22 protein-coding genes are annotated in these 25,492 nt (G+C 49.2%); 13 read left to right on the top strand and 9 right to left on the bottom strand.

Annotated features, from left to right (window positions below; translation table 11 throughout):
- Positions 1 to 238 precede the first annotated feature (238 nt).
- Entirely contained in the window at positions 239 to 1,102 is an 864-nt protein-coding gene (nadC, locus tag H6F86_RS17020) for a carboxylating nicotinate-nucleotide diphosphorylase (protein WP_347240545.1), read from the top strand.
- A gap of 20 nt (positions 1,103 to 1,122) precedes the next feature.
- Here nadC and H6F86_RS17015 read toward each other — a convergent pair whose 3' ends face one another.
- Positions 1,123 to 1,977 (bottom strand): C39 family peptidase, encoded by an 855-nt coding sequence (locus tag H6F86_RS17015; RefSeq protein WP_190449928.1) that lies wholly within the window; start codon positions 1,975 to 1,977, stop codon positions 1,123 to 1,125.
- Positions 1,978 to 2,534: 557 nt separating this feature from the next.
- On the opposite strand from H6F86_RS17015, the gene argS reads away from it, so the two are divergent.
- Positions 2,535 to 4,295 (top strand): arginine--tRNA ligase, encoded by a 1,761-nt coding sequence (argS, locus tag H6F86_RS17010; protein WP_190449927.1) that lies wholly within the window; start codon positions 2,535 to 2,537, stop codon positions 4,293 to 4,295.
- Positions 4,296 to 4,383: 88 nt separating this feature from the next.
- On the opposite strand, the gene H6F86_RS17005 is transcribed toward argS, so the two are convergent.
- Positions 4,384 to 5,430, bottom strand: coding sequence for a zinc-dependent dehydrogenase (locus tag H6F86_RS17005; RefSeq protein ID WP_190449926.1), 1,047 nt, complete (start codon positions 5,428 to 5,430; stop codon positions 4,384 to 4,386).
- A gap of 168 nt (positions 5,431 to 5,598) precedes the next feature.
- Complete coding sequence (locus tag H6F86_RS17000) at positions 5,599 to 5,946, bottom strand: hypothetical protein (protein ID WP_190449925.1); 348 nt, start codon at positions 5,944 to 5,946, stop codon at positions 5,599 to 5,601.
- 209 nt (positions 5,947 to 6,155) lie between these two features.
- On the opposite strand from H6F86_RS17000, the gene tmk reads away from it, so the two are divergent.
- Positions 6,156 to 6,845, top strand: coding sequence for a dTMP kinase (gene tmk, locus H6F86_RS16995; protein WP_190449924.1), 690 nt, complete (start codon positions 6,156 to 6,158; stop codon positions 6,843 to 6,845).
- 43 nt (positions 6,846 to 6,888) lie between these two features.
- Positions 6,889 to 7,857 (top strand): DNA polymerase III subunit delta', encoded by a 969-nt coding sequence (locus tag H6F86_RS16990; RefSeq protein ID WP_190449923.1) that lies wholly within the window; start codon positions 6,889 to 6,891, stop codon positions 7,855 to 7,857.
- 1 nt (position 7,858) lies between these two features.
- Here H6F86_RS16990 and H6F86_RS16985 read toward each other — a convergent pair whose 3' ends face one another.
- A complete protein-coding gene (locus tag H6F86_RS16985) occupies positions 7,859 to 8,584 on the bottom strand; it encodes a hypothetical protein (RefSeq protein WP_190449922.1) in 726 nt (241 codons plus the stop codon).
- Between the two features lie 209 nt (positions 8,585 to 8,793).
- Between H6F86_RS16985 and H6F86_RS16980 the strand changes: the two genes are divergently transcribed.
- The 6 genes from H6F86_RS16980 (at position 8,794) to H6F86_RS16955 (ending at position 14,641) form a co-directional block, all read left to right on the top strand.
- Positions 8,794 to 9,321: a hypothetical protein gene (locus H6F86_RS16980; RefSeq protein ID WP_190449921.1), complete on the top strand. Its 528-nt coding sequence runs from the start codon at positions 8,794 to 8,796 to the stop codon at positions 9,319 to 9,321.
- Between the two features lie 74 nt (positions 9,322 to 9,395).
- Entirely contained in the window at positions 9,396 to 10,265 is an 870-nt protein-coding gene (locus H6F86_RS16975; RefSeq protein ID WP_190449920.1) for a DUF3153 domain-containing protein, read from the top strand.
- Between the two features lie 170 nt (positions 10,266 to 10,435).
- Entirely contained in the window at positions 10,436 to 11,512 is a 1,077-nt protein-coding gene (locus H6F86_RS16970) for an AI-2E family transporter (RefSeq protein WP_190449919.1), read from the top strand.
- Positions 11,513 to 11,746: 234 nt separating this feature from the next.
- Positions 11,747 to 12,109, top strand: coding sequence for a LapA family protein (locus tag H6F86_RS16965; RefSeq protein ID WP_190449918.1), 363 nt, complete (start codon positions 11,747 to 11,749; stop codon positions 12,107 to 12,109).
- Between the two features lie 234 nt (positions 12,110 to 12,343).
- A complete protein-coding gene (locus H6F86_RS16960; protein ID WP_190449917.1) occupies positions 12,344 to 13,183 on the top strand; it encodes a ScpA family protein in 840 nt (279 codons plus the stop codon).
- 279 nt (positions 13,184 to 13,462) lie between these two features.
- Positions 13,463 to 14,641, top strand: coding sequence for an NDP-sugar synthase (locus H6F86_RS16955; RefSeq protein WP_190449916.1), 1,179 nt, complete (start codon positions 13,463 to 13,465; stop codon positions 14,639 to 14,641).
- A 71-nt stretch (positions 14,642 to 14,712) separates the two neighbouring features.
- Here the strand turns inward: H6F86_RS16955 and mtnA are convergent, their stop codons facing one another.
- The 4 genes from mtnA to H6F86_RS16935 form a co-directional block, all read right to left on the bottom strand.
- Positions 14,713 to 15,804, bottom strand: coding sequence for an S-methyl-5-thioribose-1-phosphate isomerase (gene mtnA / locus H6F86_RS16950; RefSeq protein ID WP_190449915.1), 1,092 nt, complete (start codon positions 15,802 to 15,804; stop codon positions 14,713 to 14,715).
- 513 nt (positions 15,805 to 16,317) lie between these two features.
- Positions 16,318 to 17,007, bottom strand: coding sequence for a GAP family protein (locus tag H6F86_RS16945; RefSeq protein ID WP_190449914.1), 690 nt, complete (start codon positions 17,005 to 17,007; stop codon positions 16,318 to 16,320).
- A gap of 430 nt (positions 17,008 to 17,437) precedes the next feature.
- Positions 17,438 to 18,253 (bottom strand): hypothetical protein, encoded by an 816-nt coding sequence (locus tag H6F86_RS16940; RefSeq protein ID WP_190449913.1) that lies wholly within the window; start codon positions 18,251 to 18,253, stop codon positions 17,438 to 17,440.
- A 335-nt stretch (positions 18,254 to 18,588) separates the two neighbouring features.
- Complete coding sequence (locus H6F86_RS16935) at positions 18,589 to 19,734, bottom strand: hypothetical protein (RefSeq protein ID WP_190449912.1); 1,146 nt, start codon at positions 19,732 to 19,734, stop codon at positions 18,589 to 18,591.
- 739 nt (positions 19,735 to 20,473) lie between these two features.
- On the opposite strand from H6F86_RS16935, the gene H6F86_RS16930 reads away from it, so the two are divergent.
- The 3 genes from H6F86_RS16930 to H6F86_RS16920 all read left to right on the top strand — a co-directional run bounded on the left by H6F86_RS16930 (position 20,474) and on the right by H6F86_RS16920 (position 22,886).
- Positions 20,474 to 20,836, top strand: a complete 363-nt coding sequence (locus H6F86_RS16930) for a hypothetical protein (protein ID WP_190449911.1) — start codon at positions 20,474 to 20,476, stop codon at positions 20,834 to 20,836.
- A 151-nt stretch (positions 20,837 to 20,987) separates the two neighbouring features.
- The gene (locus H6F86_RS16925) at positions 20,988 to 22,178 is read left to right on the top strand and encodes an isomerizing glutamine--fructose-6-phosphate transaminase (protein WP_190449910.1); all 1,191 of its coding nucleotides are present in this window, start codon (positions 20,988 to 20,990) and stop codon (positions 22,176 to 22,178) included.
- Positions 22,179 to 22,292: 114 nt separating this feature from the next.
- Complete coding sequence (locus tag H6F86_RS16920) at positions 22,293 to 22,886, top strand: DUF4126 domain-containing protein (protein ID WP_190449909.1); 594 nt, start codon at positions 22,293 to 22,295, stop codon at positions 22,884 to 22,886.
- Here H6F86_RS16920 and H6F86_RS16915 read toward each other — a convergent pair.
- The gene (locus tag H6F86_RS16915) at positions 22,883 to 25,408 is read right to left on the bottom strand and encodes a DHH family phosphoesterase (RefSeq protein ID WP_190449908.1); all 2,526 of its coding nucleotides are present in this window, start codon (positions 25,406 to 25,408) and stop codon (positions 22,883 to 22,885) included. The genes H6F86_RS16920 and H6F86_RS16915 overlap by 4 nt on opposite strands.
- Positions 25,409 to 25,492 lie beyond the last annotated feature (84 nt).

Raw genomic sequence — 25,492 nt, 5'->3', positions numbered from 1 at the left:
CTATTTAATTCTCTAGGTTCAGGCGACCTCGGCTCGCTTCACTTTCGCTGCGCTTGCCTCACCGCTTATCTAACATAACAACAGAAGAAGGAAACGTCAAGCAGGAAAAAAAAGAAATTAGGAATGTAGGAAAGTATCGGCAGAAGGGGAAACTGGGGCTGAAGCTAACTCTCTAAAGCTACGCTGCTAAACTATTGTCCAGAACGTTAAGCCGTATGGAGTTAAGTAGGCTGTGAGAGTGAAGGCAGTATTACCTCCGTGGCTTGTTTTGGAGCCACTTCTGCAAGAGTGGCTTCTAGAAGATATCGGTCGGGGCGATCGCACGACCTTGTCTCTCTTTAGTGACCCACCTCCCGTTGGTGAAGCGGCATGGATTGCGAAAGAGGATGGTGTGGTTGTTGGACTACCGATCGCTGCTAGAGTTTTCCAGCTTCTAGATGAACGCGTTAGCTTTGATGCAAAGGTACTTGAGGGGGCAGGAGCCAAAAAGGGACAGACGATCGCTACGATGCGAGGATCGATGGAAGCTTTGCTTACAGGTGAACGGGTAGCGCTGAATCTGGCAATGCGTCTAAGCGGTATTGCAACGTTAACACGCAAGTATGTGGAACAGATTGCAGATTTACCAACGCGATTGGTTGATACGCGTAAGACGACACCAGGATTACGCCTACTGGAAAAATATGCAACGCAGGTGGGCGGGGGTGTTAATCACCGAATGGGACTGGATGACAGTGTGATGATTAAGGATAATCACATTGCAGCAGCGGGCGGCATTGAAGCGGCGATCGCACTTGTTCGCGCTGGGATGCCTTACCCACTGACGCTAGAAGTAGAGACGGAGAGTTTAGAACAGGTAAAAGAAGCTCTGCAGCATGGAGCAGACATTATTATGCTGGACAATATGCCGTTAGAGATGATGCAAGAAGCAGTGCAAATCATTCGACAGACGAGCAATCGCATCAAAATTGAAGCATCTGGAAATATTACTCTAAAGACTATTCGCTCGGTTGCTGAAACTGGGGTCGACTACATTTCGAGTAGTGCCCCAGTAACCCAATCAACGTGGCTGGATCTTAGTATGAGATTACTCAATCGCTAATCTTCCTGGATAAGTACTGTTTACAGTCCTGTTGGGAGCCCAGTTGGTTTTCCTTTAATACTGGTGACAATTCTACCCCAGCCTGCTTCACCGCCCTGATCCCAAAAAATACGCTGCATGGTGTCGTAAGTGTAGGGATCAAAAGCGCCACCAATGCCAATGTCGTAGTTATCGCTAGCGCCGTGGCGAATACCATAGGGATCATGCACTAGCCATACTTTCTTCGCAGGATCATGTCCAACAATGATGCAGATATGCCCGTCGTATTTGTAGGCAAAGCCAGCCGCGACTGGTATGTTTGCTTTTAGAGATAGCAGTACATCCTTTGATGAAAGGGTATAGCTAAAATACGACTCGATACCTAAATCTTTGAGTGCCCTGGTCTGAGCATCATGGTCAGTGGTGTCTCCGTACTTAGCAACCAACCGCATATAAATTGATTCTGGCTCTGGTAATCCCTGCTCCTTTGCTCTATTGGTTAGCTCCCCTTTAAGCAAATAATTTGCCAACATCGTGTTACTTGTCGTGTTGCATTGCCGCCAGTCGTACCAGATCTCTCCGGCTCTAGCGATTTCTTCATTTCCTAGTTGGCTGGCATAAGGAACATTGAGCTTCACAGCCTGAGTCGCTTCTTCGCCCTCAACTCGAATGTGCGGATCGTAAGCGTAGACAGCTTCCAGCTTGGTTTTGCCGTCCTTAGCCGTCATTGGCGACGCCAGCTTTAGAAAGAGATGTTGATTGCGATCAGGAGAAAACTCAGTGACATAAAAAGTGCTGCCCTTAGTCACAAGAATCTTCTCGGAGTCAGTCAAATCGCTTGCTCCTAAGACTCGCTTTTTGAGAAAGGTATTGGCTTCGACGGTTGCTTTTGGCATGATGGTAGACCCTGAGTGGGGGCGGAGGATAGCTTGAAAGGTAGTTAAGAGAGTTAAAACTCTCGTTCTTGCGCTGAGGTTTAAAACAATTGGGGACAGCAGCTTTGCGGAAGTTCAGATCCTTATTAGGCTACCAAAAAGTTATATTTAATTTTTAGACAGATTTAAAAAGGTTTTTAAGTTAGAAGCATCAATCGCAAGATTGGCGGAACGAGCAAAGAAAGCCGTTTCTAAGATGCCCCATTTCTCTTACGACGCAACAAGCGGATAACGCAACAGAGCATCAATATTCCTCTAAGCGAAGAGGCTGGGCTATAGCTGGATGATCGCAGTATCAACTTAGAGGCAACGAATTGGGCTGTTCCTCACTACAGTCATGAATTCCCAGGAATATAGACACTGAATAATGAGAAGAACGGTACTAGTGCGGGGCAAAGCTCTTTGAATGCGGGGAAATGGGTATAGGCGCTGCAACTGGGGGTCTAACCAGAGTACGCTGATGGAATACGGTTGCGGTCTAGGACTAAAACCACATTTTTTGCTGTGAATTTCTCGCTATGATTTCTACGATCGCTCAACTGAAAAATCGCTTTGAGCAAGCCTTAATAGCTGCCTTTGGTGCTGATTATGGGTCTGTTGATCCAATTTTGGTGCCTGCAAGTAACCCTAAGTTTGGGGATTATCAGGCGAATGTGTCGTTATCGTTAGCAAAGCCGTTAGGTAAAGCTCCACGAGCGATCGCCGAGCAGCTTGTACAACAGCTTAATCTAGCTGATTTATGTGAGCCGCCCACCGTAGCCGGACCAGGCTTCATTAACCTGACCCTTAGAACGAGCTACCTAGAGGCGCAGATCAAAGCTATTCAGTCTGATCCCCGTCTAGGAGTGGCAGCGATTGACCAGCCGCAGCGTGTCATTGTCGATTATCCCAGCCCCAACATTGCCAAAGAGATGCACGTAGGACACTTGCGTCCTGCGATCGTCGGAGACTGCCTTGCCCGTATTCTTGAATTTGTGGGACATGATGTCCAGCGCATTAGTCATATTGGCGACTGGGGCACGCCATTTGGGATGCTGATTGCCTACTTACGGGAAGCATACCCAGCAGCGTTAACAGCTAGTGAATCCTTAGATTTAGGCGATCTGTCCACGTTTTATCGGCAGGCAAAAAAGCGGTTTGATGACGATGAGAACTTTCGTGAGGCAGCGCGTCTGTCTGTTGTCAAGCTTCAGGCAGGCGAGGCAGAAACCCTGCGAGCCTGGAAAATTGTGTGTGAATTATCTAGCCGTTCTTACCGCGTCATCTACGACCTGATGGGCATTGCACATGTCCTTGAGCGGGGGGAATCATTTTACAATCCCTTGCTAGAAAGTGTGGTCGAAGATTTGAAGGCAACTGGGCTACTGGTCGAGGATAACGGAGCGCAGTGCGTGTTTCTGGAAGGTTTTACAAATAAGGAAGGTAAACCGCTACCGCTGATTGTACAAAAGTCAGATGGTGGCTACAACTATGCAACAACCGACCTAGCAGCCATTCGTTATCGGGTGAAGGAAGATAAGGCACAGCGGGTCATTTACCCTGTGGGCATGGAGCAGACGAATCACTTTACCCAAATTTTTCAGGTAGGACGACGGGCTGGCTGGATCACAGATGCAGTGAAGTTCGTTCACGCGCCGTTTGGTTTAGTGCTAGGAGAGGATAACAAGAAGCTAAAGACTCGATCGGGTGAAGCAGTGCGTCTTCAAGATTTGCTGGATGAAGCGATCGTTCGTGCTCGTGCTGACTTAGAAGCGCGCCTTCAAGCAGAAGAGCGGCAAGAAAGCGAGGCATTTATTGCCCACGCTGCACAAGTAACTGGCATCAGCGCTATTAAGTACGCCGACCTGAGCCAGAACCGCACTAGCAACTACATTTTTAGCTACGACAGGATGCTTGCCCTACAAGGCAACACGGCTCCTTATATGCTCTATGCCTATGTGCGAGTACAAGGCATCAGCCGCAAGGGACAAATTGACTTTGAGGCATTGGGCACGGATGCCAAGATCTTGCTGCAAGACGAAACAGAATTAGTGCTGGCAAAACACCTACTGCAACTAGACGAGGTTTTGGCGCAGATTGATGAAGATCTCCTGCCCAATCGGCTCTGCCAATACCTCTTTGAGCTGAGTCAGAAGTTCAATCGGTTTTATGAGCAGTGCCCCATTCTTGATGCAGAAGAACCATTACGAACCTCGCGGCTCATTCTGGCTGATTTGACAGCACGATCGCTCAAGTTGGGGCTGGCTCTACTGGGTATTCCTGTACTGGAACGAATGTAAGCAACTGTCGGGACTTTGGCTTTACATTGGCCATCATTTGTCCTCAGGCTGTTTGGGAAACAGCCTGAGGACAAGAAAGCAAACTGGCTTACGGGTAAATCAGAATCTTATAGGTTTCCGGTCCCGGTGAGACGGCTTGCTCGACAGCCGTTGCTAGATCTTTAAGCGGATAGCGATCGCTCACCAATGCATCGACATCAATCCGCTTATGGAACACGATATCTGCTGCTAATGCTTGCACCCGATAGGACGAACTGTAGCTACCCATCAAGTCGATTTCGCGCCGATAAAGAATGTTTGGATTGATCGGAATCTCTAGTTCATCCGGAAATTCGGCAAAGAACAGAATTTTGCCGCCTTTGCGAGTGCAGTCGAGTGCCTGAAAGAAGGCTTTGTCGCTGGGTACTGCCAGGAGGCTAGTATCAACGCCCATACCTTGAGTTAGCGCATGAATTTTGGTCGTTAGCTCAGGATCACGGGCATCAAAGGCAGCATCGGCACCAACGCTGAGCGCTTTTTCGATACGTGTCGGCAATAAGTCAGTGGCGATCGCTCGTGCCCCAAAATATTTCACCAGCATGATAAACATCAGCCCGATCGGACCTGCACCTGTAACCAAGACCGTCTGACCAGGCGCGATTTGAGCTTTTTTGACAGCTTTTAAGCAGCAGTTAGTTGGCTCGACAAAGCTAGCTTGCTCGAACGTTACGTCGTCAGGAATTTTTACTAGACCGCCACTGCGGACAATATGCCCTGGCACATTGACATACTCAGCAAAGCCACCACCACTAGGTGCAAAGCCTGCTGTTGTGGTGATGTTTTTATAAACATCACACATCGAAAAGTTGTCATTCAGACAATAGGCGCAGTGCATACAGGGAATATGATGCAACACGACCACGCGATCACCGACCTGCCAATCATGCACATCAGCCCCTACAGCAGCGATCGTTCCAGCGGTCTCATGCCCAAAAATGCGCGGCGGATTGTAAAGGGGATAACGAATTTTTTTGATATCTGACTGACACAAGCCAACAACCTGCACTTGCACCAGCACTTCATCCGCTGCGACTGCTGGAACCGGAATCTCCTCGTAGCTCAGTTGGTTTACGCCCCGAAATACTTGCGCCTTCATGGTCTACCTCAAAACCCTCAATGCAGACTCTACCACTGCTAAGACCTTACCCGTCTTACTACTACAGAAATAAAGTGCTTGCCTCTTAGATTTCAGCAATCGCAACATTGAGCAGCGCGTTGGGTAGCAGATAGTGCAGTGATCAAAGCCATCAACCGGCTTGGGGCATTAACCAGCAACAGTGTCAATCAAACTCCAATGGCGATTATCGGCGATCGCCTGGCTCACCAATTCGTACATCCGCCGACAGTGGTTATTAGTTTGCAGCGGCAGTTCTTCATTCTTAATCACAAAGCTCATGCGAACTTCGCGATCGGTCGCCAGCGTCTTATCAACCAGCACCTCAACAGTGACCAGTTGTGTAAAGGCAACATTGCCCGGTACTTCACGCGCCATCAAGTAATCGCCGGTTTCGTAAATAATATCGAAATTACAGGATTCCAAAGTCTCGCTCAGCAGGCGTTGGACGTTTCCTACAGATGCCGCAACTGTAAACAGGCAAGTATAACGAGCCATAACTAACCCCGGACACGTGACATTAGAACTTCGCTATCATATCGTTCATCTAGCATAACAAGCCTTATCTTCAGGTTTTGGCAGACTGGAAATACCCTTCTGACCAGTAAAAACGTGTCAAGCAAGGCTAAAAACCAATGTCATAACCAGGTGCGTATGAGAGTCGAATATCCATAGACTACTACTTAGGGTCTGCGCTGTAAAATACTATGCACGGTAAGTTGATTGTCTTTGAAGGTGTAGAAGGCTGTGGCAAAACGACCCAACTGCGTCGATCGCAGCAATGGTTGGTAGACAGCGGTTGGCAAGCACTGCTACAAGCGAAAGGCTGCCTTCAGCACCTCGTTACCACCCGCGAACCAGGTGGGACGGCACTCGGCTTGCAAGTACGCCAACTGTTGCTGGAGCCATCGACAGAAGTCATGCAAAGCCGTGCCGAATTGCTCCTTTATGCGGCTGACCGTGCCCAACACGTCGAGGGATACCTCAAACCGCAGTTGCATCAGGGAGCACTGCTTTTGTGCGATCGCTACACCGACTCAACGATCGCGTATCAGGGCTACGGGCGCGGCATTGACCTCAATCTCATTGCTCAACTTAACGCGATCGCCACCGACGGGCTAGAAAGCGACCTTACCCTTTGGCTCGACCTGGATGCAGCTACAGGGTTAGCCAGAACCCGTCAACGCGGCACCATTGATCGCATTGAGCAAGCCGACCTCTCCTTTCACCAGCGTGTCCAGCAAGGCTTTACCGAGCTAGCCGCACGCTATCCCCAACGCATCACCCGCATTGATGCCAGTCAGACGGAAGCGAACGTTGCTGAACAAATCCAGAAGGTCTTGAGTCAGCAGTTTGCAAAGTGGTATGGGTTAGAAAGTAGGAAGGGTGAGGGCTAAAAAGTTTTTGAGCCTTTATCCTTTAGCCGTTAGCCTTTCCCTCATGTCTCCCTTTGCGCCACTGGTTGAACAAACCCACGCGGTCGAGCTACTGACCCAGGCAGTCGCCAAAGATCGGCTAGCACCTGCCTATCTCTTTGCAGGCGCACCTGGCATTGGGCGGCAACTGGCGGCTGAGTGTTTTTTAACGCTTTTATTTAGTGCAGGCAAAGGAGCGATCGCCCCTACACCAGCCTTGCGGCAGCGCCTTCAGCAACGGAACCATCCCGATTTACTGTGGGTTGCGCCCACCTACTTGCATCAGGGGAAGCGACTATCGATCGTAGAAGCAGCAGACGCAGGTCTCAAACCCAAGACACCACCCGTTGTACGGTTAGAACAAATACGCGAAATTGCCCGCTTTCTCGCGCGTGCGCCTCTGGAAGCATCGCGATCGGTCGTAGTCATCGACCATGCCGAAACAATGGCAGAAGGAGCCGCTAATGGGCTGCTAAAAACGCTAGAAGAACCGGGACAGGCAACGCTCATTCTGATTGCTCCTAGCACAGAGTCATTGTTGCCCACACTCGTATCCCGCTGTCAGCGCATTCCGTTCTATCGCTTGAGCGTCGGTGGCATGGCGCAGGTATTGGAGCGATCAGGACAGTCTGAAATTCTCCAACATCCAGAAGTCTTGCAGCTTGCACAAGGTAGCCCTGGCGCAGCGATCGCCCACTGGCAGCAACTTCAGGCAATGCCAGCAGACCTCCTGCAAGCCATCACCCAACCGCCACGCACCGTTCGAGAGGCGCTCAGCCTTGCCCGTGATATTGACAAAGTATTGGAAGCAGAGGCGCAGCGCTGGCTGATTGATTACCTACAACAAACATACTGGCAACAAAGCTGCACGATCGACCACCCGCTACCAAACGCGACACCCATCAGCCTGCTAGAAAAAGCACGACAGTATCTCATGCGAAACGTACAGCCACGCTTGGTGTGGGAAGTAACTCTGATGGGCATGGTGCGCTAGCTCAATAGCCAGAAGGGTTGCTGTAGCGCACGCCATATTGAGGATCAACTACTACTTGCCGCTCAGTGCTAGAAGATGGAGCCTGATAACGCACGCCATATTGAGGATCAATCACTACCTGTGGTTCGGGGCGAACCGTTGGAATGACGGTGCGGATATTGTAATAAGGCGCTGGGTAAGACACCCTTGGATAAGCTTGTGAAGGGTAAGCTTGCCCAGGATAGGACTGTTCAGGGTAATACTGTTCAGAGGCATTGGGAGTAGTGACGATCGTCGGGTTGACTAAGGTTGAATTGCGAATGGAACCATTAATCACCGTTGGATTCAGCAAGACTGAATTGTCAACGCTGCCATGCTGCGGAAATCTAGGTTGCCGATAGGTGTAGCTAGAGGGATAGCCCCCAGAGGGATAAACGACAGACGGGTAATAAGTTGGAGTACCAATTTGTATCGAAAGCCCAAACCCTGACACAGGATGAACAGGCTGCCGAAACGGATAGTAGCCCGAACCATGAAACGAGCGCACAGGCGGAAATGTAATCGTCTTCCCTGGCGTAGCGTAACCATTACTCGGCACGCGCAGCCCTGGTTTGGCACTGGCAGCAGGCGACCACGCAGCCATCGCTACAACGCTCAGTAAAAGCGATGCGCTCAGGAGAGAAGGCTTTCGGGAGTACGTTCCAGACAAGGACTGTATACGCCAAAGCGTCAAAGGTGTTTTAGCCATCGTTTTTACCGTAAAGGAAGGAAAAATTGAGGTAAGCAATGACACCCTCATTGCCTGGTATGACGCCTACAGAAGCAAGTTGCTAGCTGAAATCCCTTGCCCCATAGGACTCCTTTCTAGCTTAACTTGTTCCGATAGAATGGAGAAGGTCTGTTGTTTTAGGCAACTCCCTCATTCGGTTCACACTGTTGTAATAGCGTTCGACTATTGTGAGTTTAGATTCTCTCGATACTGCCAGAGCAGATTATCAGGCTGGGAAAGCTGCCTTCGAGCGTGGCGAATACCGCAAAGCAGTGCAGTTTTTAGAGTCTGCTAAAACGCTGGTCAATGTCACCTCTCGCTTTGGTGGCGAAGTACAAATTTGGCTAGTGACCGCTTACGAAGCGATGGGGCAGCGATCGGACGCACTTGCTCTTTGTCGTGAAGTCAGCCGACACCCTGATTTACAAATCCGCAAACAAGGCAGCCGCCTGCTTTACATTCTGGAAGCGCCTCGGCTTACCGCTCGTCCAGAATGGTTGACCCAGATTCCCGATCTCACTGCGCTGGGTGACGGTGATGAGCGCGATCGTCTAACGGCTGCAACGATCGCCCCTGCCAAACAATCTGAGAAACCAGCGTTTCAGCTTGAAGATGTGATTGATCCCCAGCGAGTGAACACGAAGGATAATCGCTTTATTTGGGTTGCTCTAGGGGCTGGAGTGCTGGTGCTAGGCGGACTGGTGTGGTTCATGTAACAGCACAATCATTTCCTCATAATCTTCGCGTATGCTGAGTTCTCGTAAGCCTTCGTTTCCACGATCGAACCGCCATGCCGCTAATCAGTAGTGACGCGCCAAACCAGAGGCTCCACTCCCAACAGTCGCCATTTCAGCAAACTAGACAGCTTGCGACACAAATTATCCAGCGATCGCGATCGCTCTGGTTAATGCTACTGCTCTCGCTGCTGCTATCTGGCTGTGTACGCTACGACGTTGGTGTGCGGTTTGACAGCGCCAATGGGGGTGAATTCGTGCAGCACATCCAGATTGAGGAACGGCTGAAACAATTTAGTGGTGGCACAGCACAACAATGGTTAGCGCTCATTAAAGAGCGAACTCAACGGCTGGGCGGACGGCTCGAGCAACTGCCAGATGATGATCTGCTAGTCACGATTCCCTTTACGAGCAGTGGGGAACTACAAACCAAGTTCAACCAGTTTGTTAGCCCTCTGGAGAACGACAGCCCAACTGTAGCAGCCGCGATCGCCCTGCCGCCTGTTGTCTCTCGCTTTACCATTGCCACCAGCAACTTGCTGTTAGTCGAGCGCAATCATCTCCGCTACGACCTAGATCTGCGATCGCTCGGCGTACTTTCATCCAGTGGTAGTGTGCTACTCAGCCCTGCGTCCCTGCTTGGCTTGGAGTTTCGGCTGTACACGCCGTGGGGTGCCAAAAGCATCGTGTCTGCTAACGTCAATCAGCCGGACAGTGAGCGATCGGGGAAAACGTTAGTTTGGCAGCTCGTTCCTGGTGCCTTGAACCATCTGGAAGTTGTCTTTTGGTTACCTAGCCCATTAGGATTTGGCACTCTAGTAATCGTCCTTTTGGTTGTTGTTGGCAGGTATTTGAAGTACCCATCATCAAGCGCCATCAGCCATCAGCCATCAGCTTTTAGCTCTAAAGCCAATGCTGATAGCTGACTGCAAACTGCTGACCGCTTAAACCACTGCGTATGATAATCAGCGCTTTGAGACTGCCCAGTTAAAGCGAATCCAGAGGTAAAGACTGTCCTGTAATCGAACCAGGATGAGCCATTTTGTGGCAAGTTGGGTTGTACACTTCTGCTAAAACCTTTGTGAGAGGGTTTGCGATGCGCCGTTCAACCAAACTTCAACGTCTACTTGTTTTCGGTCTCATCGGTCCGATCGTGGGGTTGAACGTCTGGCTGCTGACCCAGGTGTATCGTTACTTTGAACATCTCATTACGCTACTGGCGATCGCGGCAATTCTCGCCTTCTTATTGAACTATTCAGTACGTTTTTTTGAACGTGCCCGGATGACTCGCACCCAGGCAGTGACAGTAGTCTTGCTAGCGACCTTCACGCTACTTGTGATTCTGGGTGTAACGCTAGTACCGCTCTTGATCGAGCAAGCTACCCAGTTGCTTGAACGCATTCCTGCCTGGTTAGAGGCAAGCCGCAACAATCTACAATCTCTCGACAGTTGGGCAAAGGCACGCAACCTACCCCTAGATTTGCAGGGCATCACGGGACGCATTAGTGGTCAAATCGAAAGCCAGCTTCAGACGTTGGCGGCACAGGCACTTAGTTTTGCCCTCGGTACTGTCAGCGGTTTAATTGACGGCACGCTAGTGCTGGTGCTGGCGTTTTATATGCTGCTCTATGGCGATCGCCTCTGGAATGGTCTGATTCAGTTTCTTCCCCCCCACATCGGCATTCCGCTAGGCATCTCACTAAGACTCAACTTTCAGAATTTTTTCATCAGCCAACTGCTGCTAGCTGTTTTTATGACCGCAGTGTTGATCCCAATTTTTTTGGTGCTTAAGGTGCCCTTTGCACTCCTCTTTGCACTAGTGATTGGCATTGCCGAACTCATCCCCTTTATCGGTGCTACCTTAGGCATCGGTCTAGTCACCCTATTGCTGTTGCTGCAAGATGTGGGTTTAGCAGCCTGGGTTGGCGTTTCTGCCACAATTATGCAGCAAGTTCGTGATAACGTTCTCGCACCACGGATGATGGGCAGCTTCACCGGACTCAACCCGATCGTCATTCTGATTGCGCTTCTGGTAGGGCTTCAGGTGGCTGGCTTTTTGGGTGTGGTGGTCGCTGTGCCAATCGCAGGTACAATCAAAGGCACGCTAGACGCCATGTATGGCACCAAACAGACCGCAGGCGTGGCGACAGAAATCGTACCAAGGAATCTATAGAGTCGAGAGTAGGCTGCAACTTGAGCACTTAGCCAGAGGGGAGTAGGAAGCAGGGAGTAGGAATGGCTACTAACTTAGCGCCTCGCATTCCATCTGAAATCTCAAAACAATCGATCGACTGCAACATTTTGCCCCTGCCTCTGCTACAAATTTGAGTAGCCGATCGAGACGTAGCTGTTCAGAACAGCTATTCTCTAGGCAGAAGTAAGTGATCTGCAAGTGTAGGACGTTAATATGCGACAAATTAACTTTGTCATTATCTTCGTTATTTGTCTGGCTTTAGTGCTATTCGGCATTGAAAATACCGACCCAGCCGTGATTCGGATTGTTAAAGGGATTGAACTGCAAGCGCCGCTTTCCGTCGAACTGATCCTGGCAATGGGCATTGGGGCAGTGCTAGCTTGGGTTTTTAGCGTGTGGACTCAGCTTCAGCGGGCGCTCGACTCTAAGAAAGATGTGCGAGTTAAGGATGTTCGAATCCAGGAGCTTGAAGAAAACGTTGAACGCTACAAAGCGGAACTTGAAGAACAACAGCGGCTTTTGCCTGCCGCCGCACACTCTACTCAAGGAAACGAAGCGGAAGCCTACGCCCAGTAGAAGCTAACAGCTTTGAGTTTTGAGTTTAAGCTTCATCTTCATCACTCAAGACTCTGAACTTAGCGCTTATTACGTTGCCCTGCCTCTATCCCTCTGAGTTAGCATACAAAAAATGATTTCTGACCTGATTACGCCGCTGAGTCTTTGGAGCCTCTGGGTGCCCTTGCTCCTGCTTGCGTTTATTGTGCTGGCAGCTCTCTGGTTTGCTCGAATTCCTCTTCGGTAGGTGCCTGCATGACCCTTTCTCTTGCACAGGACGCGATCGCCTTTCTTATTGACCTGGCAGAACGGGGCGAAATTGATCCGTGGGATGTCAAAGTGATTGAGGTGATTGATCGCTTTCTCAGCACTCTGACACCCCTTAACAGCGGACGTGAACTGTATGAAGCAACCTTGTCTCAGTCGGGACAAGCGTTTTTGTATGCCTCTATGCTGGTGCTGCTTAAAGCAGATAGCCTCTCTCAGCCAGAGCCAGTGGCACCACAACCAGAGCCAGAGGAAGACGTAGACCTTGACGCAGATGGGTTAGTGGGTGGTGCCTTGCCAGCTAACCTGGAGCGCCAAATTCGTCGTCGTGCGGTTGCCCAGCCGCCTCAGCGACGGCGAGTCACGCTGAAAGAGCTGATTGACCAGCTACGCACGATCGCCACTGCTCTAGACGAGAAAACACCGCGTGTACGTCGTCCCCGACCCCAATCGCGCAATCAAGCGGTACGGGCGATCGCTCAACTTGCCCACCAGGAAAATTTGTCAGAGATGGCGGTAGCGCTGGAGCAGTTTTTTATAGACCAGTGGCAGACGATCGCGCAGGGCGAAAGCTGGCTCGATTTCGATTTACTTTTAGAGCTATGGTCTCAGGCAAGCGAGTATAAAGTCGGAATTCCCCATGATCCTCATGCAGGCAACGCGACGCACGATCGAGTTGGCATCTTTTGGGCACTGCTACTGCTGTCAGCGCAATCAAAAGTCGAACTGGCACAAGAGGAATTTTATCAGGATCTCAAAATTCAGCTTCTCTCTGAGCAAGCATTATCTGAATTGGCAGATTGGTCAGCGCGTGCGTCACCTGATTAAGTTTGTTAACATTGCGGTTGACACAAGCTTGATGGAACGGGAAACGCGCAATCGCTTTTGCTAGGTGGTATCCGCGCCTTCGTTATAAAACTTAACTATAGATGTGATGAAGTAGTTATCTAGTTTTAATAGGGCTTCACAAAGAGTCATTCTTTTACATTGACTCGTTCTGAAGATCGCCTAGCATCAGCACAGGGCTGCCTCTTCCGCCAGCTTATTCAAGCATTGGGCGTAATTAGCTAACATTTAGTGGCGAAGGTTTGGGGAGATGAACGATCTATGAAAGCTATGATTCTAGCAGCCGGTAAGGGAACGCGCGTCCGTCCCATTACCTACACCATTCCAAAACCGATGATTCCAATCTTGCAAAAACCCGTTATGGAGTTTTTGCTGGAACTGCTGCGGCAGCATGGATTCGATGAAATTATGGTTAACGTGAGCCATCTGGCAAGCGAAATTGAAAGCTACTTCCGTGATGGGCAGCACTTTGGCGTGCAGATTGCCTACTCCTTTGAGGGGCGTATTGTTGATGGCGAACTGGTTGGTGAGGCGATCGGCTCAGCAGGTGGCATGCGGCGCATTCAAGATTTCTCCCCGTTTTTTGACGATACGTTCGTCGTGTTGTGTGGTGATGCACTGATTGATCTTGACTTAACTGCTGCCGTAAAGTGGCACCGCGAAAAGGGTTCGATCGCCACGATCGTCATGAAGACGGTGCCCCAAGAAGAAGTCCCGAGCTACGGGGTGGTCGTGACGGATGATGAGGGTAGGGTCAAAGCGTTTCAAGAAAAACCTTCCGTTGAAGAAGCCCTTAGCAACTGCATCAACACAGGCATCTATATCTTTGAACCCGAAATTTTTGATTACATTCCTTCGGGCGTGGAATTTGACATTGGTGGAGAACTATTCCCCAAGCTGGTGGAAAAAGGTGCGCCCTTTTACGGTGTACCGATGGACTTTGAGTGGGTAGACATTGGCAAAACACCTGACTATTGGCGAGCGATCCGCAGCGTCTTGAATGGTGAAGTCAAGAATGTAGAGATTCCTGGTCGCCAGGTTGCACCGGGCATTTATACAGGCTTAAATGTGTCGGTCAACTGGGACAAAGTAGATATTCAGGGTCCCGTTTATATTGGCGGAATGACGCATATTGAGGACGGTGCCACTATTATTGGACCGACCATGATTGGTCCAAACTGCTGGATTTGCAGCGGGGCAACGGTCGATAACAGCGTTATTTTTGAATATGCCCGTCTGGGTCCTGGTGTGCGGCTGGTAGACAAGCTGGTATTTGGTCGCTACTGCGTTGATAAAACAGGTGCAACGATCGACGTACAGGCAGCCTCCCTCGACTGGCTGATTACGGATGCTCGTCAGGTGTTACCGTCTCATCCACCAGCGGAACGACAGGCGATCGCCGAACTCCTGAACACTGACGGCAAAATTATTGGTGTTTGAGCGATCGCGGTCGTTGAGTGCTGGGTAGCAAGAATGCTACACGAAGTTCTTTCTACCCAGCCTGTTGAGTTCTACCCAGCCTGTTTGTCAGCCAGTTGCTCTCTGAGTTGAGCTGGAGCGATCGCGCCATATTCGGTAATGATGGCGCTAATCAAGGCTGCTGGCGTGACATCAAACGCAGGATTATAGAACTCTGCACCTGCTGGACACAGAATCGTCTCGCCCACGGTATAGATTTCGCTAGGATTGCGTTCTTCAATCGGAATCTCGCTACCATCGGCAATCGCAAAGTCGATTGTGGATAACGGTGCTGCGACAAAGAAGGGAATGTTGTGCGCCTTTGCCACTAACGCGACGCTATAGGTGCCGATTTTGTTGGCAGCATCACCGTTTGCCGCAATACGATCGGCTCCCACGACGACCGCATCAATCATGCCTCGTTGCATACAATGGGCTGCCATATTGTCAGTAATCACCGTGACGGGAATACCTTCTTGAACGCATTCCCAGGCTGTCAGCTTCGCACCCTGCAAGCGTGGACGAGTTTCATCGGCATAGACTCGCTCTAAACGTCCATCACGCCATGCCGATCGCACTACACCAAGCGCTGTGCCATAGCCTGCGGTTGCCAGCGCACCTGCATTGCAATGAGTGAGAACGCGTAGTTTTTTCGGGTTGGTTGGCAGCGCTTTGAGCCCGTGATCGCCAATTTGGTGGCAGGTTTGTATGTCATCAGCATTGATTGCTTTGGCTGTGTCTAGCAGCGTTTGCTTTAAGTGATCCACTGAACCCAGGGTTTGCCGCGCTGTTTTAACCATGCGATCGATCGCCCAAAACAGGTTTACTGCGGTAGGACGAGTTGCCCGTAGCCGTTCTGCCACTGGCTCTAGTTGAGCTAGAAACTCACTACGATCGCTCGTTTGGATATCTCGCGCACCGAGATACACACCATAGGCAGCCGCTACGCCGATCGCTGGAGCGCCACGCACAATCATGGTTTCGATCGCCCGTGCCATATCCTCGTAGCGGTTAATCTCCACGACTGTATATTCATTTGGCAAGCGGGTTTGGTCGATCAACAACACGTGACCTTGCAGCGGGGTCGCTGGCGACTGTTCACGCCAAAGAACGGGATAGACCTGATTGTTACTGTTAGAAGACATAAAGATGAAGGACTTGGAGCCAAACGCAACGGTAATCTCTCAGTCATACTACTAAATGCCTGCATTCACCAGCAGTTGATTCAACTCAAATCGCTGCGATCGCCTATCTGGTTCCAATGCCTAGGAAGACATTACCACTACGCCTTTAGCAGTCTGCTTCGATCGAGTTGTTAGGTTGACTAGTAACCTTCTTAATAACTACCAGCATCACGGTTTAACCAATAGTTTTCCATAGCTTGCTTAATCAGAGGGTTTTAAGCGTCGCTAGATGCGAGTTTCCACCAAAGCAAGTTGCATTGATTATGCAGGCTGTTGCATTGCCATTGCAGGCGATCGCATGAACATGTGAACCAGTTAATGATCAATGGCAAGTGCTTCACTATTGATTGCTGTGGTTCCACTACTAGTTTTTGTTTGGCAGCGCTTGAATGTAACCAGCCAACTTGCCAAAGCGCGCCTTCAAGAACCGTATAAAAGCTAGACCAAGAAAGCAAACTTGTTGATTACGTTTAGTTATTGGGGTACAAGAAATGGATGACCGAGCAAATAGCCGACAAAATCGGCTAGTAACAGCACACCCAAAATAAAAAAAGCAACTTTCATAATTTTCTTTATCCAGCAACTCACGTGCAGATTGATCCGAGTGAGTAACGGCTGTGCTTGGTCATGTTTGAACAAGAAAATACTGAACAACGTGAGCGGTATGCCGACGTAAATAATGTTGTATAAGCCGAGCGCCGTAATGACAAGTAATGTGGGCGGCGCGGCTTTCGTCAACGCCGCAATAGCACCAAGATAGGGGGCGGCGGTTGAAAACTCCAAAAACGTCAGCCCGACACCAAGGCTAAATGTCGCCACTGGATTAATTTTTTTCGGTTTTCTCGTTAAACTGGTGTCCGCCTCTGTTTTCATCCTTACAGCAGCAATAAGTAAAGCGACGGCAGCAACAAACTGAATAGCGTAAGCCCACCAACTCGTCGTATATATGATTCGGTTGATGATAGCTGAGAGGGTAGCACCTAGACCGAAATAGACGAGCAAACCTAACGTCCAATTAGTAACAAAGACGGCAAAGATATAGCTTGCTGTTCGCTTCTTGGGTCGTTTCGTTGAAAGTAAGTACAGCGTCATTAAAATAATTGACGGATTTAAACTATCAACTACAGCCAGAATGAGAAATGAAAGAGTAAGTTGTATGCTCATGTTCCCACTTCAGTTAAGCAAGACTTAGCGAAGCTTCATCTAAATAGGTAGATTGACAGCAGGCACATTTACATTAGCCCTAGTCTGGGTAAATAGGCAGCAAAGTTCCGTATATCTTCCAAACTCTGTATAGCCTATGAGTAACTTGGTGTAATCGCGCTTCTCTCATAGGGTGCGTTGCTGTCAAGTAAACGCACCGTCAGCTTCCATATCGACTTGCATCCAGGTCAAAATTAATGATCACCTGCAATTGCAGGTTTTTGGTAGCTGGGCATGGAATTGTTTAAGCAACTCGTAGTGTAAGAATGCTCAATAGTAAGGTAGGTTTGCTTATCAGCGACGCACCTTACAAGATCGACGATCGCACTACACCTACAAAATCAGCGATCACTATCTTTATACGGTCAGTGTGCAAGTGGACTGTTAAACCTTAAATCTGTAGAAATGAGGCGATCGCTTGCATATCCTTCTCAAGGGTCTTGTTGACCATAATGTATCCTACAGGGCGATGGTATTCACGCTCTTTCTTTCCCCAAAATGCTTGAGCAATACAAACGTTTTGACCAGATTGCAGAGTCAGAATGATGCAATCATTCATTCCTATTCTGTCAAGAGTAATTGACTTAATGCTTGACACAGGAAATTCAGTGACTTTGCTCGTAAACATTTTTTGCTGTATGACTGTAACCCAATCCTTTGTTTTGTCAAAGTCACACTTATAGGTTCGCTCATTATCTAAACGGCTGCAAGCAACAATCAGCAGCACCATCGCAAACACAAACCAGCCCCCATTACTAATGAGGTTATCTAATGACCAACTTACTGACCGGATGCCGAGCGATGGTTGATTTGGGTCTTTGATAAATCTTTGAATTTTAGCGATCGCCTTTTCCCTAGAGGACGCATAGCTAATGAATCGAATCTCACCGATTTGTGTTTGGACGATCACTACAAATTTGTTATGAACACAGTCTGCACCGCTTACACGACTATAGCCACAGATGCCTTCACTTCTAGCTCCTTGTAGAACGATCGGTTGTTCAAGAAGTTGCCACTTGCCAAATATACGCTGTATGAGTTTGCATTGAGTGAGAGCGCCATTCCGTTGGCAACTGATTTCTGGCACCGAACTGGCAAGTAAAGCTGGTCCAACAGCAAGAAGTAAACAACAGACAGCCGCTAGACGCTCCCCTGGTTGATTGTGGCGCGTGACTAAGCGAGTTGAGGTTTGCCTTAAAATTCTCATATCCAGCGTCACTCTACTGCTTAACAGGATGCCCAATTTAGTGGCGGTTTAGCTCCCTATTAAACATACTCCATCCGTTTATCTACCCTGATTAGAGTATTTATTAACCCGGCAATGATTGTTCCGACATCAATCTGTGTTTCGACTATGCGCCCTTTTGCTTGAGCTTAGATCGAACGCTCACGCCGAAGTCTCAACACTCTCTATCTCTGTGGGTTGTTTACTTTGCAGCAAAATATCCTACAAGATCGGCGATCGCACTTGAGTAATGAAGTAAGTACCACCTGCAATTGCACGTCTTTGGTAGTTAGGCATTTAGCGTTTTGTATACTAGGCTATGGCTTACCCCCCAAGAAGAAGTATATGTTGTCTAAAGTAAGAATAATTTTGAGAGCAAACTCCCGATTATACACATCATCTTGAGCTACACCATGTGCTACTGAGTGTCTACTTTCAGGTATCTTCCCTGCTTGAACATCAAAACTTTTAAAAATATAGCCACTCAGATAATCCAGAAACTTGTCTGGAAAACATAGAGAGCCTAAACTACTAAACTTATTCTTTCCTTTGTTCGTAATATATTCTTTTAGTTCTTTTATAGAGCTTGGGTTCTTCCCATAATCTGTATAGTAGGAAACCCGAATAATTCCTTCTAATTCAGTTGAGAGATTCTTAACTGAGTTGATATATCCCTCTTCAGTATTCGCTAAATAGCTGTTAACTCCTGCTTGTAGAATCTTCTTCTTAGAATTAAACAAGGGGTTTCCCCACCAACGAGAGGTAATATCTGTTAATCTTTCCTCATCAAAAGATGATATTAGTCTTTCCATAATTGATGGATGTTCCTCTCCTTCCTCATAATAAGTTCGCAAGTCCTCCATGCTTTCACCAATCAAAGTGACGAAAGGGAACCAGCCATCTTCTAAAATTCGGGTAAAATTGCTGCTTTTCTCTAGAAATAGGTACTCACTCAAGTAAGCAAGCTTACGATAATAGACACCCATTTCTTCTAAAACTGACTCTGATTTCAGCGTACCGCTGAGATCAAAAAATAATCCAAAGGTCCAATTTTGCCGAAATAGCCATATGACTCTGTCTCCGTCTTGAGGATTCAGATCAATGACCACATCTTTGAAAAAGACTGAAGTAATGTCTACTATATCTTTTTTGAATACAGCATGATGTGCCTTTAAATCCCTTTTTGCAACTACTTGAAAGCCAAAGGGGAAATCATAATAGATATAACCTTTGTTATCTGGTTTTATAATCACCAGCAATGAGTTTAAGGATGCACCGGGATCGAATGGCACAATTAGAGATAAGAAATTTTTTGCAATTAAGAGGAAGTCTTTTTCTAATGAAGTTATAAAAGTCTTTTGCACAACTATTGCCGTTTCTCCATCAGCAACCGTCTCTGCACAAAAACCAGCAAGTTGAAAATCCTCAATGATCTCAGGCTTGTAAAGCTCCTCTACCCTCATATTTTCTTTCGTTTGAGAAGTAATAGTTTGCCATATCCTAGCTGAGATTCTAAAATATTGTCATAACCGATGGTCAGCAGTCTAACTCTTGATTAAACAGACCCTATGTGTCTATCTACCCTAAATGAGGGATATAGATAGACAGTTGCAACCTATTTAACCTCAATTGGGTGTTTAGACTGATACTTAGCTGCCTAAAATCCATTTAGGTACATTTAGACTGGGACTTGTGTGCATATTAGTTTTGCACAAGAGAAAAGGCTGAGAACTTCAGACTATCTTCTAGTTGGGTGAGGCTATTACACCTCTCATACTCCTTTCATAGCTACAAGCTCGATCGCACCTTTCGCAACAAAACCGAGCGATCGCAAAACTCAATCTCTTCAAGCTTTAACGCTAGATCTGGCTCATCAACCACAAATGCTTGCAACACGTACCCATTTCTTGATTTTCGATAAGTGTTCAAGGTTTTAAGCTTCAGCTTTATTGAATATCTATAAGTTTTGCTTAATTCAAGTTAGCGTTGCTTGATTTCAGGTTTGTCTTTCTTGCATTTTGTTCAGGTTTCTCGATATTGGGTATGCATTTGTTGATTGCAACTATAAAAAAGTGGCTAATCAATGAATTTACGGATGCATTGCACCTGAAGCAGACAAAAATCCGTAGTTTTTCTGGCGATGACTCTCTTGACTGGCAGCCATCTTGGCATTATCCATTTCATTCTTAAAGAGGTTCATCTATGGCACGTCTAAAGCGCAGTTCAGCCAGTGTTGATAAAGCCGAGCGTCGCATTGCAGGCTTAAAATCCATTAATCCAGCGCTTGATTTAGGTAAAGGGCTAACCGTTGAAGCCTTCACAGAATTGATTGAAACCACTCGTCGACGGGTTGCTGCTTACAACACAACGCTTTCTTTACTGGATGCCGATCGTGCCGCTATGTTAGAAGCCGAAAAGACCTTGATGGCACTCTCCGAAAAGATGTTGCTGGGTGTTGCCTTTGAGTATGGCAAAGATAGTTCTGAGTATGAAATGGCGGGTGGTGTTCGCAAAAGTCAGCGGAAACGACCCATTCGTAGAATCAGCGAAAAAGCGGCTGTCTAAGTCGATCGCCTGCACGATGAGAAAACCGCGATCGCACTTCAATCTCTACGATCCATCGAAACGGTTGAGCTTGGCGATCGCAGCAAAACGCCTCCCTGCCAACTGGTTACGGTATAGTAATGGCGCTGTTTGAGAGTAGTTGAGGGCACCATTGACACTGCACAAACCGATTCAAAATGCTGACGTCGACCCGCACGATCGACAAGGGTTTGCTCACTTCATGCTGAAGGAAATCTACGAGCAGCCAGACGTAGTACGTCAATGTTTGGCTGCATACCTCAAGCCTGGTTGGGATAGCGATCAAGATGCATCCTTATCCTCCAACCCCTTTAATCTGGCGTTACCAGATGAGTTATTCGCTACTGTGTCAGAGATTCAGCTTGTGGCGTGTGGCACCAGTCGTCATGCCAGCCTGGTCGCGCAGTACTGGTTTGAGCAACTTGCAGGCATTCCCACCAGAGTTCGATCGGCATCCGAATTTGTCTCCGCACCGTTTCCGTTAGCTAGAAACACGCTGACGATCGCAGTCACGCAATCTGGCGAAACGGCAGATACATTAGCGGCGATCGCGGCGGCAAAGCGGCGATCGTCGCCAGCAGAAAGCTCGTTGCAATCCTGGTTGCTAGGCATCACCAACCAGTCAGAAAGTTCGTTGACAAAAGCGGTTGATTACACCCTGCCAACCTTAGCAGGTACAGAGGTCGGGGTTGCTGCCACCAAGACCTTTATGGCTCAACTGGTTGTGTTTTGCTGTTTAGCGTTGGAGTTTGCCTTTCGTCGTCAAGCTCTCTCACCGCAACAGTTAGCGCCCACGATCGCCGCTTTGCGATCGCTGCCCGACCAGATCGAAACAACGCTTCAGCACCAGCACGAACCCATTCAGACCATTGCCCAAACCTTTGCAAACGTCAAAGACTGCATCGTTTTGGGTCGCGGCATTAATCATGCGATCGCGCTGGAAGGCGCACTCAAACTCAAAGAAACGACCTACATCCATGCTGAAGGGTATGCAGGCGGCGAATTTATGCACGGACCAATCGCGCTGCTGGATGCAACAGTGCCAGTGATTGCGATCGCGCCTGCTGGCAGCGTTTATGACTCAATGCTTGCCAACACGGAGAAGGCAAAAGCAAACGGCGCACCCTTAATTGGCATTACGACTGTCACCGAGCCAGCCGATCGCACCGTGTTTGCTCATCCACTGACCGTACCTGCGATCGACGAACTGTTGTCTCCCTTTCTTACCGTGGTGCCGCTGCAATTGCTGGCATACACGATCGCGGTACAACGTGGCTTGGATGTCGATCGACCAAGAAATATCACAAAAACGCTCACCCGTTGAGTGAGCGCGATCGAGTTCTCTGGGCTGATGTTTGCCCACCAGAAATTCGTCACAATAGCTGAAGTTGCCTGAGTCATGGACAGCTAAGACGAACGTAAGGAGAGGACGACGCGCTTGGATACCTTCATCAGTTTGCTGCTAGGCGTGAGCTTGAGTGCTGCCTGTGGATTCAGGGTTTTTGTACCGTTGCTAGTCGTCAGTGCAGCCGCGATCGTCGGGCATTTAGACTTACCCTCAAATGTGGCATGGGTTGGCACCGATCATGCACTGATTGCGTTTGCAGTTGCCAGTAGTCTAGAAATTGCTGGTTACTACATTCCCTGGTTCGATCATTTACTCGATACCGTTGCCACACCCTTAGCCATTGTTGCGGGCACTGTCGTCACGGCTGCAACAGCGCCAGATATGAGTCCGCTAGCGCAATGGACGCTAGCCGCGATCGCTGGTGGCGGTGCTGCCGGGCTCACAAAAGGCGTGCTCAACCTCTTACGCATCGGCTCGACCGCTACATCCGGTGGCTTGACGAATCCCATTCTTGCAACGCTAGAACTACTTGTCGCCCTTGGCTTGTCAGCACTGGCGATCGCCCTTCCTGTAGTGGCTGGCGTTGTTGTCCTTGGGGTACTGCCGTTTGTTACCTATCGGCTCTGGCGTTTTCTCTTCAAACGTCAGCCTCAACCCCGCACGATCGACGAAGCAGTGCCCTAAGGATCGTCCAGGTTGAGAGGCGTAGTACGCTCTGCTGAAGCAGCTTGCGCCACCGCTTGCATCGTAGCAAGGGGCACTTGATAGAAATACTGGCGACGGAACTGTTCTTCCTTCACCGCGATCGCAAATTGCTCCACAGCTGCCGTTAATGCAGTATCGGTGCTGAAGTGCGACGGCTGCTCCTGCCAGGAAACGTAAAACGCATTGTCGCTAAAACGCAGCGTAAACCCCAGCAGTTCCAGCGTTTGAAAGCCGAGCTTGAGGGCGCGATCGCCAATGCCCAGCTTCTCTAAGAGCTGGATGCGAGTAGCAGATTGCCCAGTGCGGCTAAGGTATTTGGCAATGCCAACCAGTTGTTGCCAGAGCATCTGTGGTTCTGTTTGCGGTGGTGCAGCGTAGGCGATCGCCAGCGATCGTTGTTCCTGTTTGGCGCGACGAAACCAGACCTGCAACTCCGCCCAGCTTGTAGGGCATTGGGAGAGGATGAGGGGAGGAGAGAGGGGAGAGGCGTGAGTAGGCACACTGTTCAAACCCCGCCAATCCAGTAGCCATCCATCACTAGCAGCACTAGAAGCGGTTAGTGCGGTTGACTCACAGGGACGCACGGCAATGAGACGGATTTCGTAACGCTTTTGGTAAGTATTGAAATCAAGTTCGACGATCGCGTCACACCTGCCTCTGGGCACCTCATCCTGGTAATGCTCCCACCAAAGACCCGGAAAGCCGTGCTGAGTCGAGTCATCCCGAAGCTCAAATTCAGTTTTGATGTAGCGAACTTTCCCACCCTTCCAGTCTTTAATATTTTGATTTCGCACCTGCTCAAACCAGCAGTTTTGAATCAATAGTTTGGGCGCTGGGTTGCCCATCCCACAGGGTTCCAATAGCTTTAATGCTTGAAAAAGCTCCTTGCCTAAGGCGGCGATCGTCAGTGCCAAATCAGCCTGAAGTGATGGACGCGCCATCTCAGCCATTTGCCGCGCCTGTTGATTGAGCGCCTCTGTAAAAAGCGGAATGTTTTCCACGGGCAAACTTAAACCTGCTGCATACGGGTGCCCACCAAACCGATGCAGCAGATGCGCTTGGTCTTGCACCAATTGATAAAGGTCAATATTGTTAACTGAACGCGCAGAGCCACGAGCGAGAGGAGAGGATGAAGGATGAGGGATAAAGGATGAAGGATGAAGGGTTGAGTTCTGCTGTTGACGGCTAACGGCTGACGGCTCAACTGCCTCCTGCCCTCTGCCTTCTGCCTCCTGCCTTCTGCCTTCTGCCTCCTGCCTTCCGCCTCCTGCCTCCTGCCTTTCTTCCAATTCCGTATTCAACAAAATTGTGGGTCGTCCATACTCCTGAGCAATTTGACCAGCAACTAAACCCAAAACACCAAGCTGCCACTGGTCGTCTGCCAACACAATGACGCGAGTGGTTGAGAGATCAAGTTGGGCAAGTCGGGCTTTGACGTGCTGAATGACTTCTTTTTGCAGTGCTTTACGGCGTGTGTTAGCGAGTTCTGTGGCTTCTGCCAAATGATTGCAGAGCCTAGCATCCTGGCTGGTCAGAAGTTCGACGCAGAAGTGGGCATCACCTTGAATGCGGCTCACTGCGTTAATCCGAGGTCCCAGACCAAAGGAAATATCAGTAGGTCGATCGCCGCTACGTTTGCACAATGCCAACAATCTAGACAGCCCCGGCCGCGTTGCAGTTGCTGGATTAGACTGCTTTTGCAGTTGCTCAATGCCGCGCTGTGCGAGATAGCGACAGTCGCCTTTCAGTTCAACTAAATCGGCAATGAGACCGATCGCCACTAGGTCGAGCAATGATTCCAACGGCTTTTGTGGGATGTCGGGCAGCGTTTCGTAAAGTGCCTCTACGAGTTTGTAAGCTACTGCCACACCGGATAGAGTTGCCAACGGGTGATCCGTCGGTAAGTGACGAGGATTGACGATCGCCGTAACGGGCGGTCGCATAGCCGACAGCGTGTGGTGATCGGTCACAATCACATCCATTCCCAGGCTGCGAGCATATTCGATCTCCGTCAGATTGGTGCTGCCCGTATCGCAAGTGACGATGAGACGGCAGTGCTTCGCATAGAGCGTGTCAATGCCCTGCTGCGACAAGCCATGCGATTCAGTCAAGCGATTGGGAATGTAGTAAAACAGCGTTTGCTGCTGCGAAAAAAACTGCCCCAACCCATCCCACAGCACCGCCGTTGCAGTAACGCCATCCGCATCGAAGTCACCCCAGATGGCGATCGGTTCCTGGTGGAGACGCGCCTGCTGCAACCGTTCCACTGCCCACTGCATCTCTTGCCCAAAGTCGAACGGGCTAGCAGGCTGATAGCAATCTGGGTTGAGAAAACCTGCCAAGCGATCGGGGTCTTGAATGCCACGTTGCCACAATAGTTGAGCCACATACGGCGCAGCCACATTGGATGCAGACAGGTTCGCAGCTTGATTGACTGCCTGCACAAACCAGTCCGGTAGCGGCGCGATCGATTGAACTTGCCATGCAGCAGAATCCGTCATGAACTCCTACCAGTAAGCGATAGCGATACCCTTGTACCATCTTATCTGGCAATCCTCGTTGAGCAGACTGACATCACCTGAACT

Origin of the sequence: Phormidium sp. FACHB-592, assembly GCF_014695795.1 — a bacterium.
Classification (GTDB): domain Bacteria; phylum Cyanobacteriota; class Cyanobacteriia; order Leptolyngbyales; family Leptolyngbyaceae; genus Stenomitos.
Note: the sequence above shows the minus strand (reverse complement) of the source record. Positions and strands in the feature narration are given on the sequence as shown.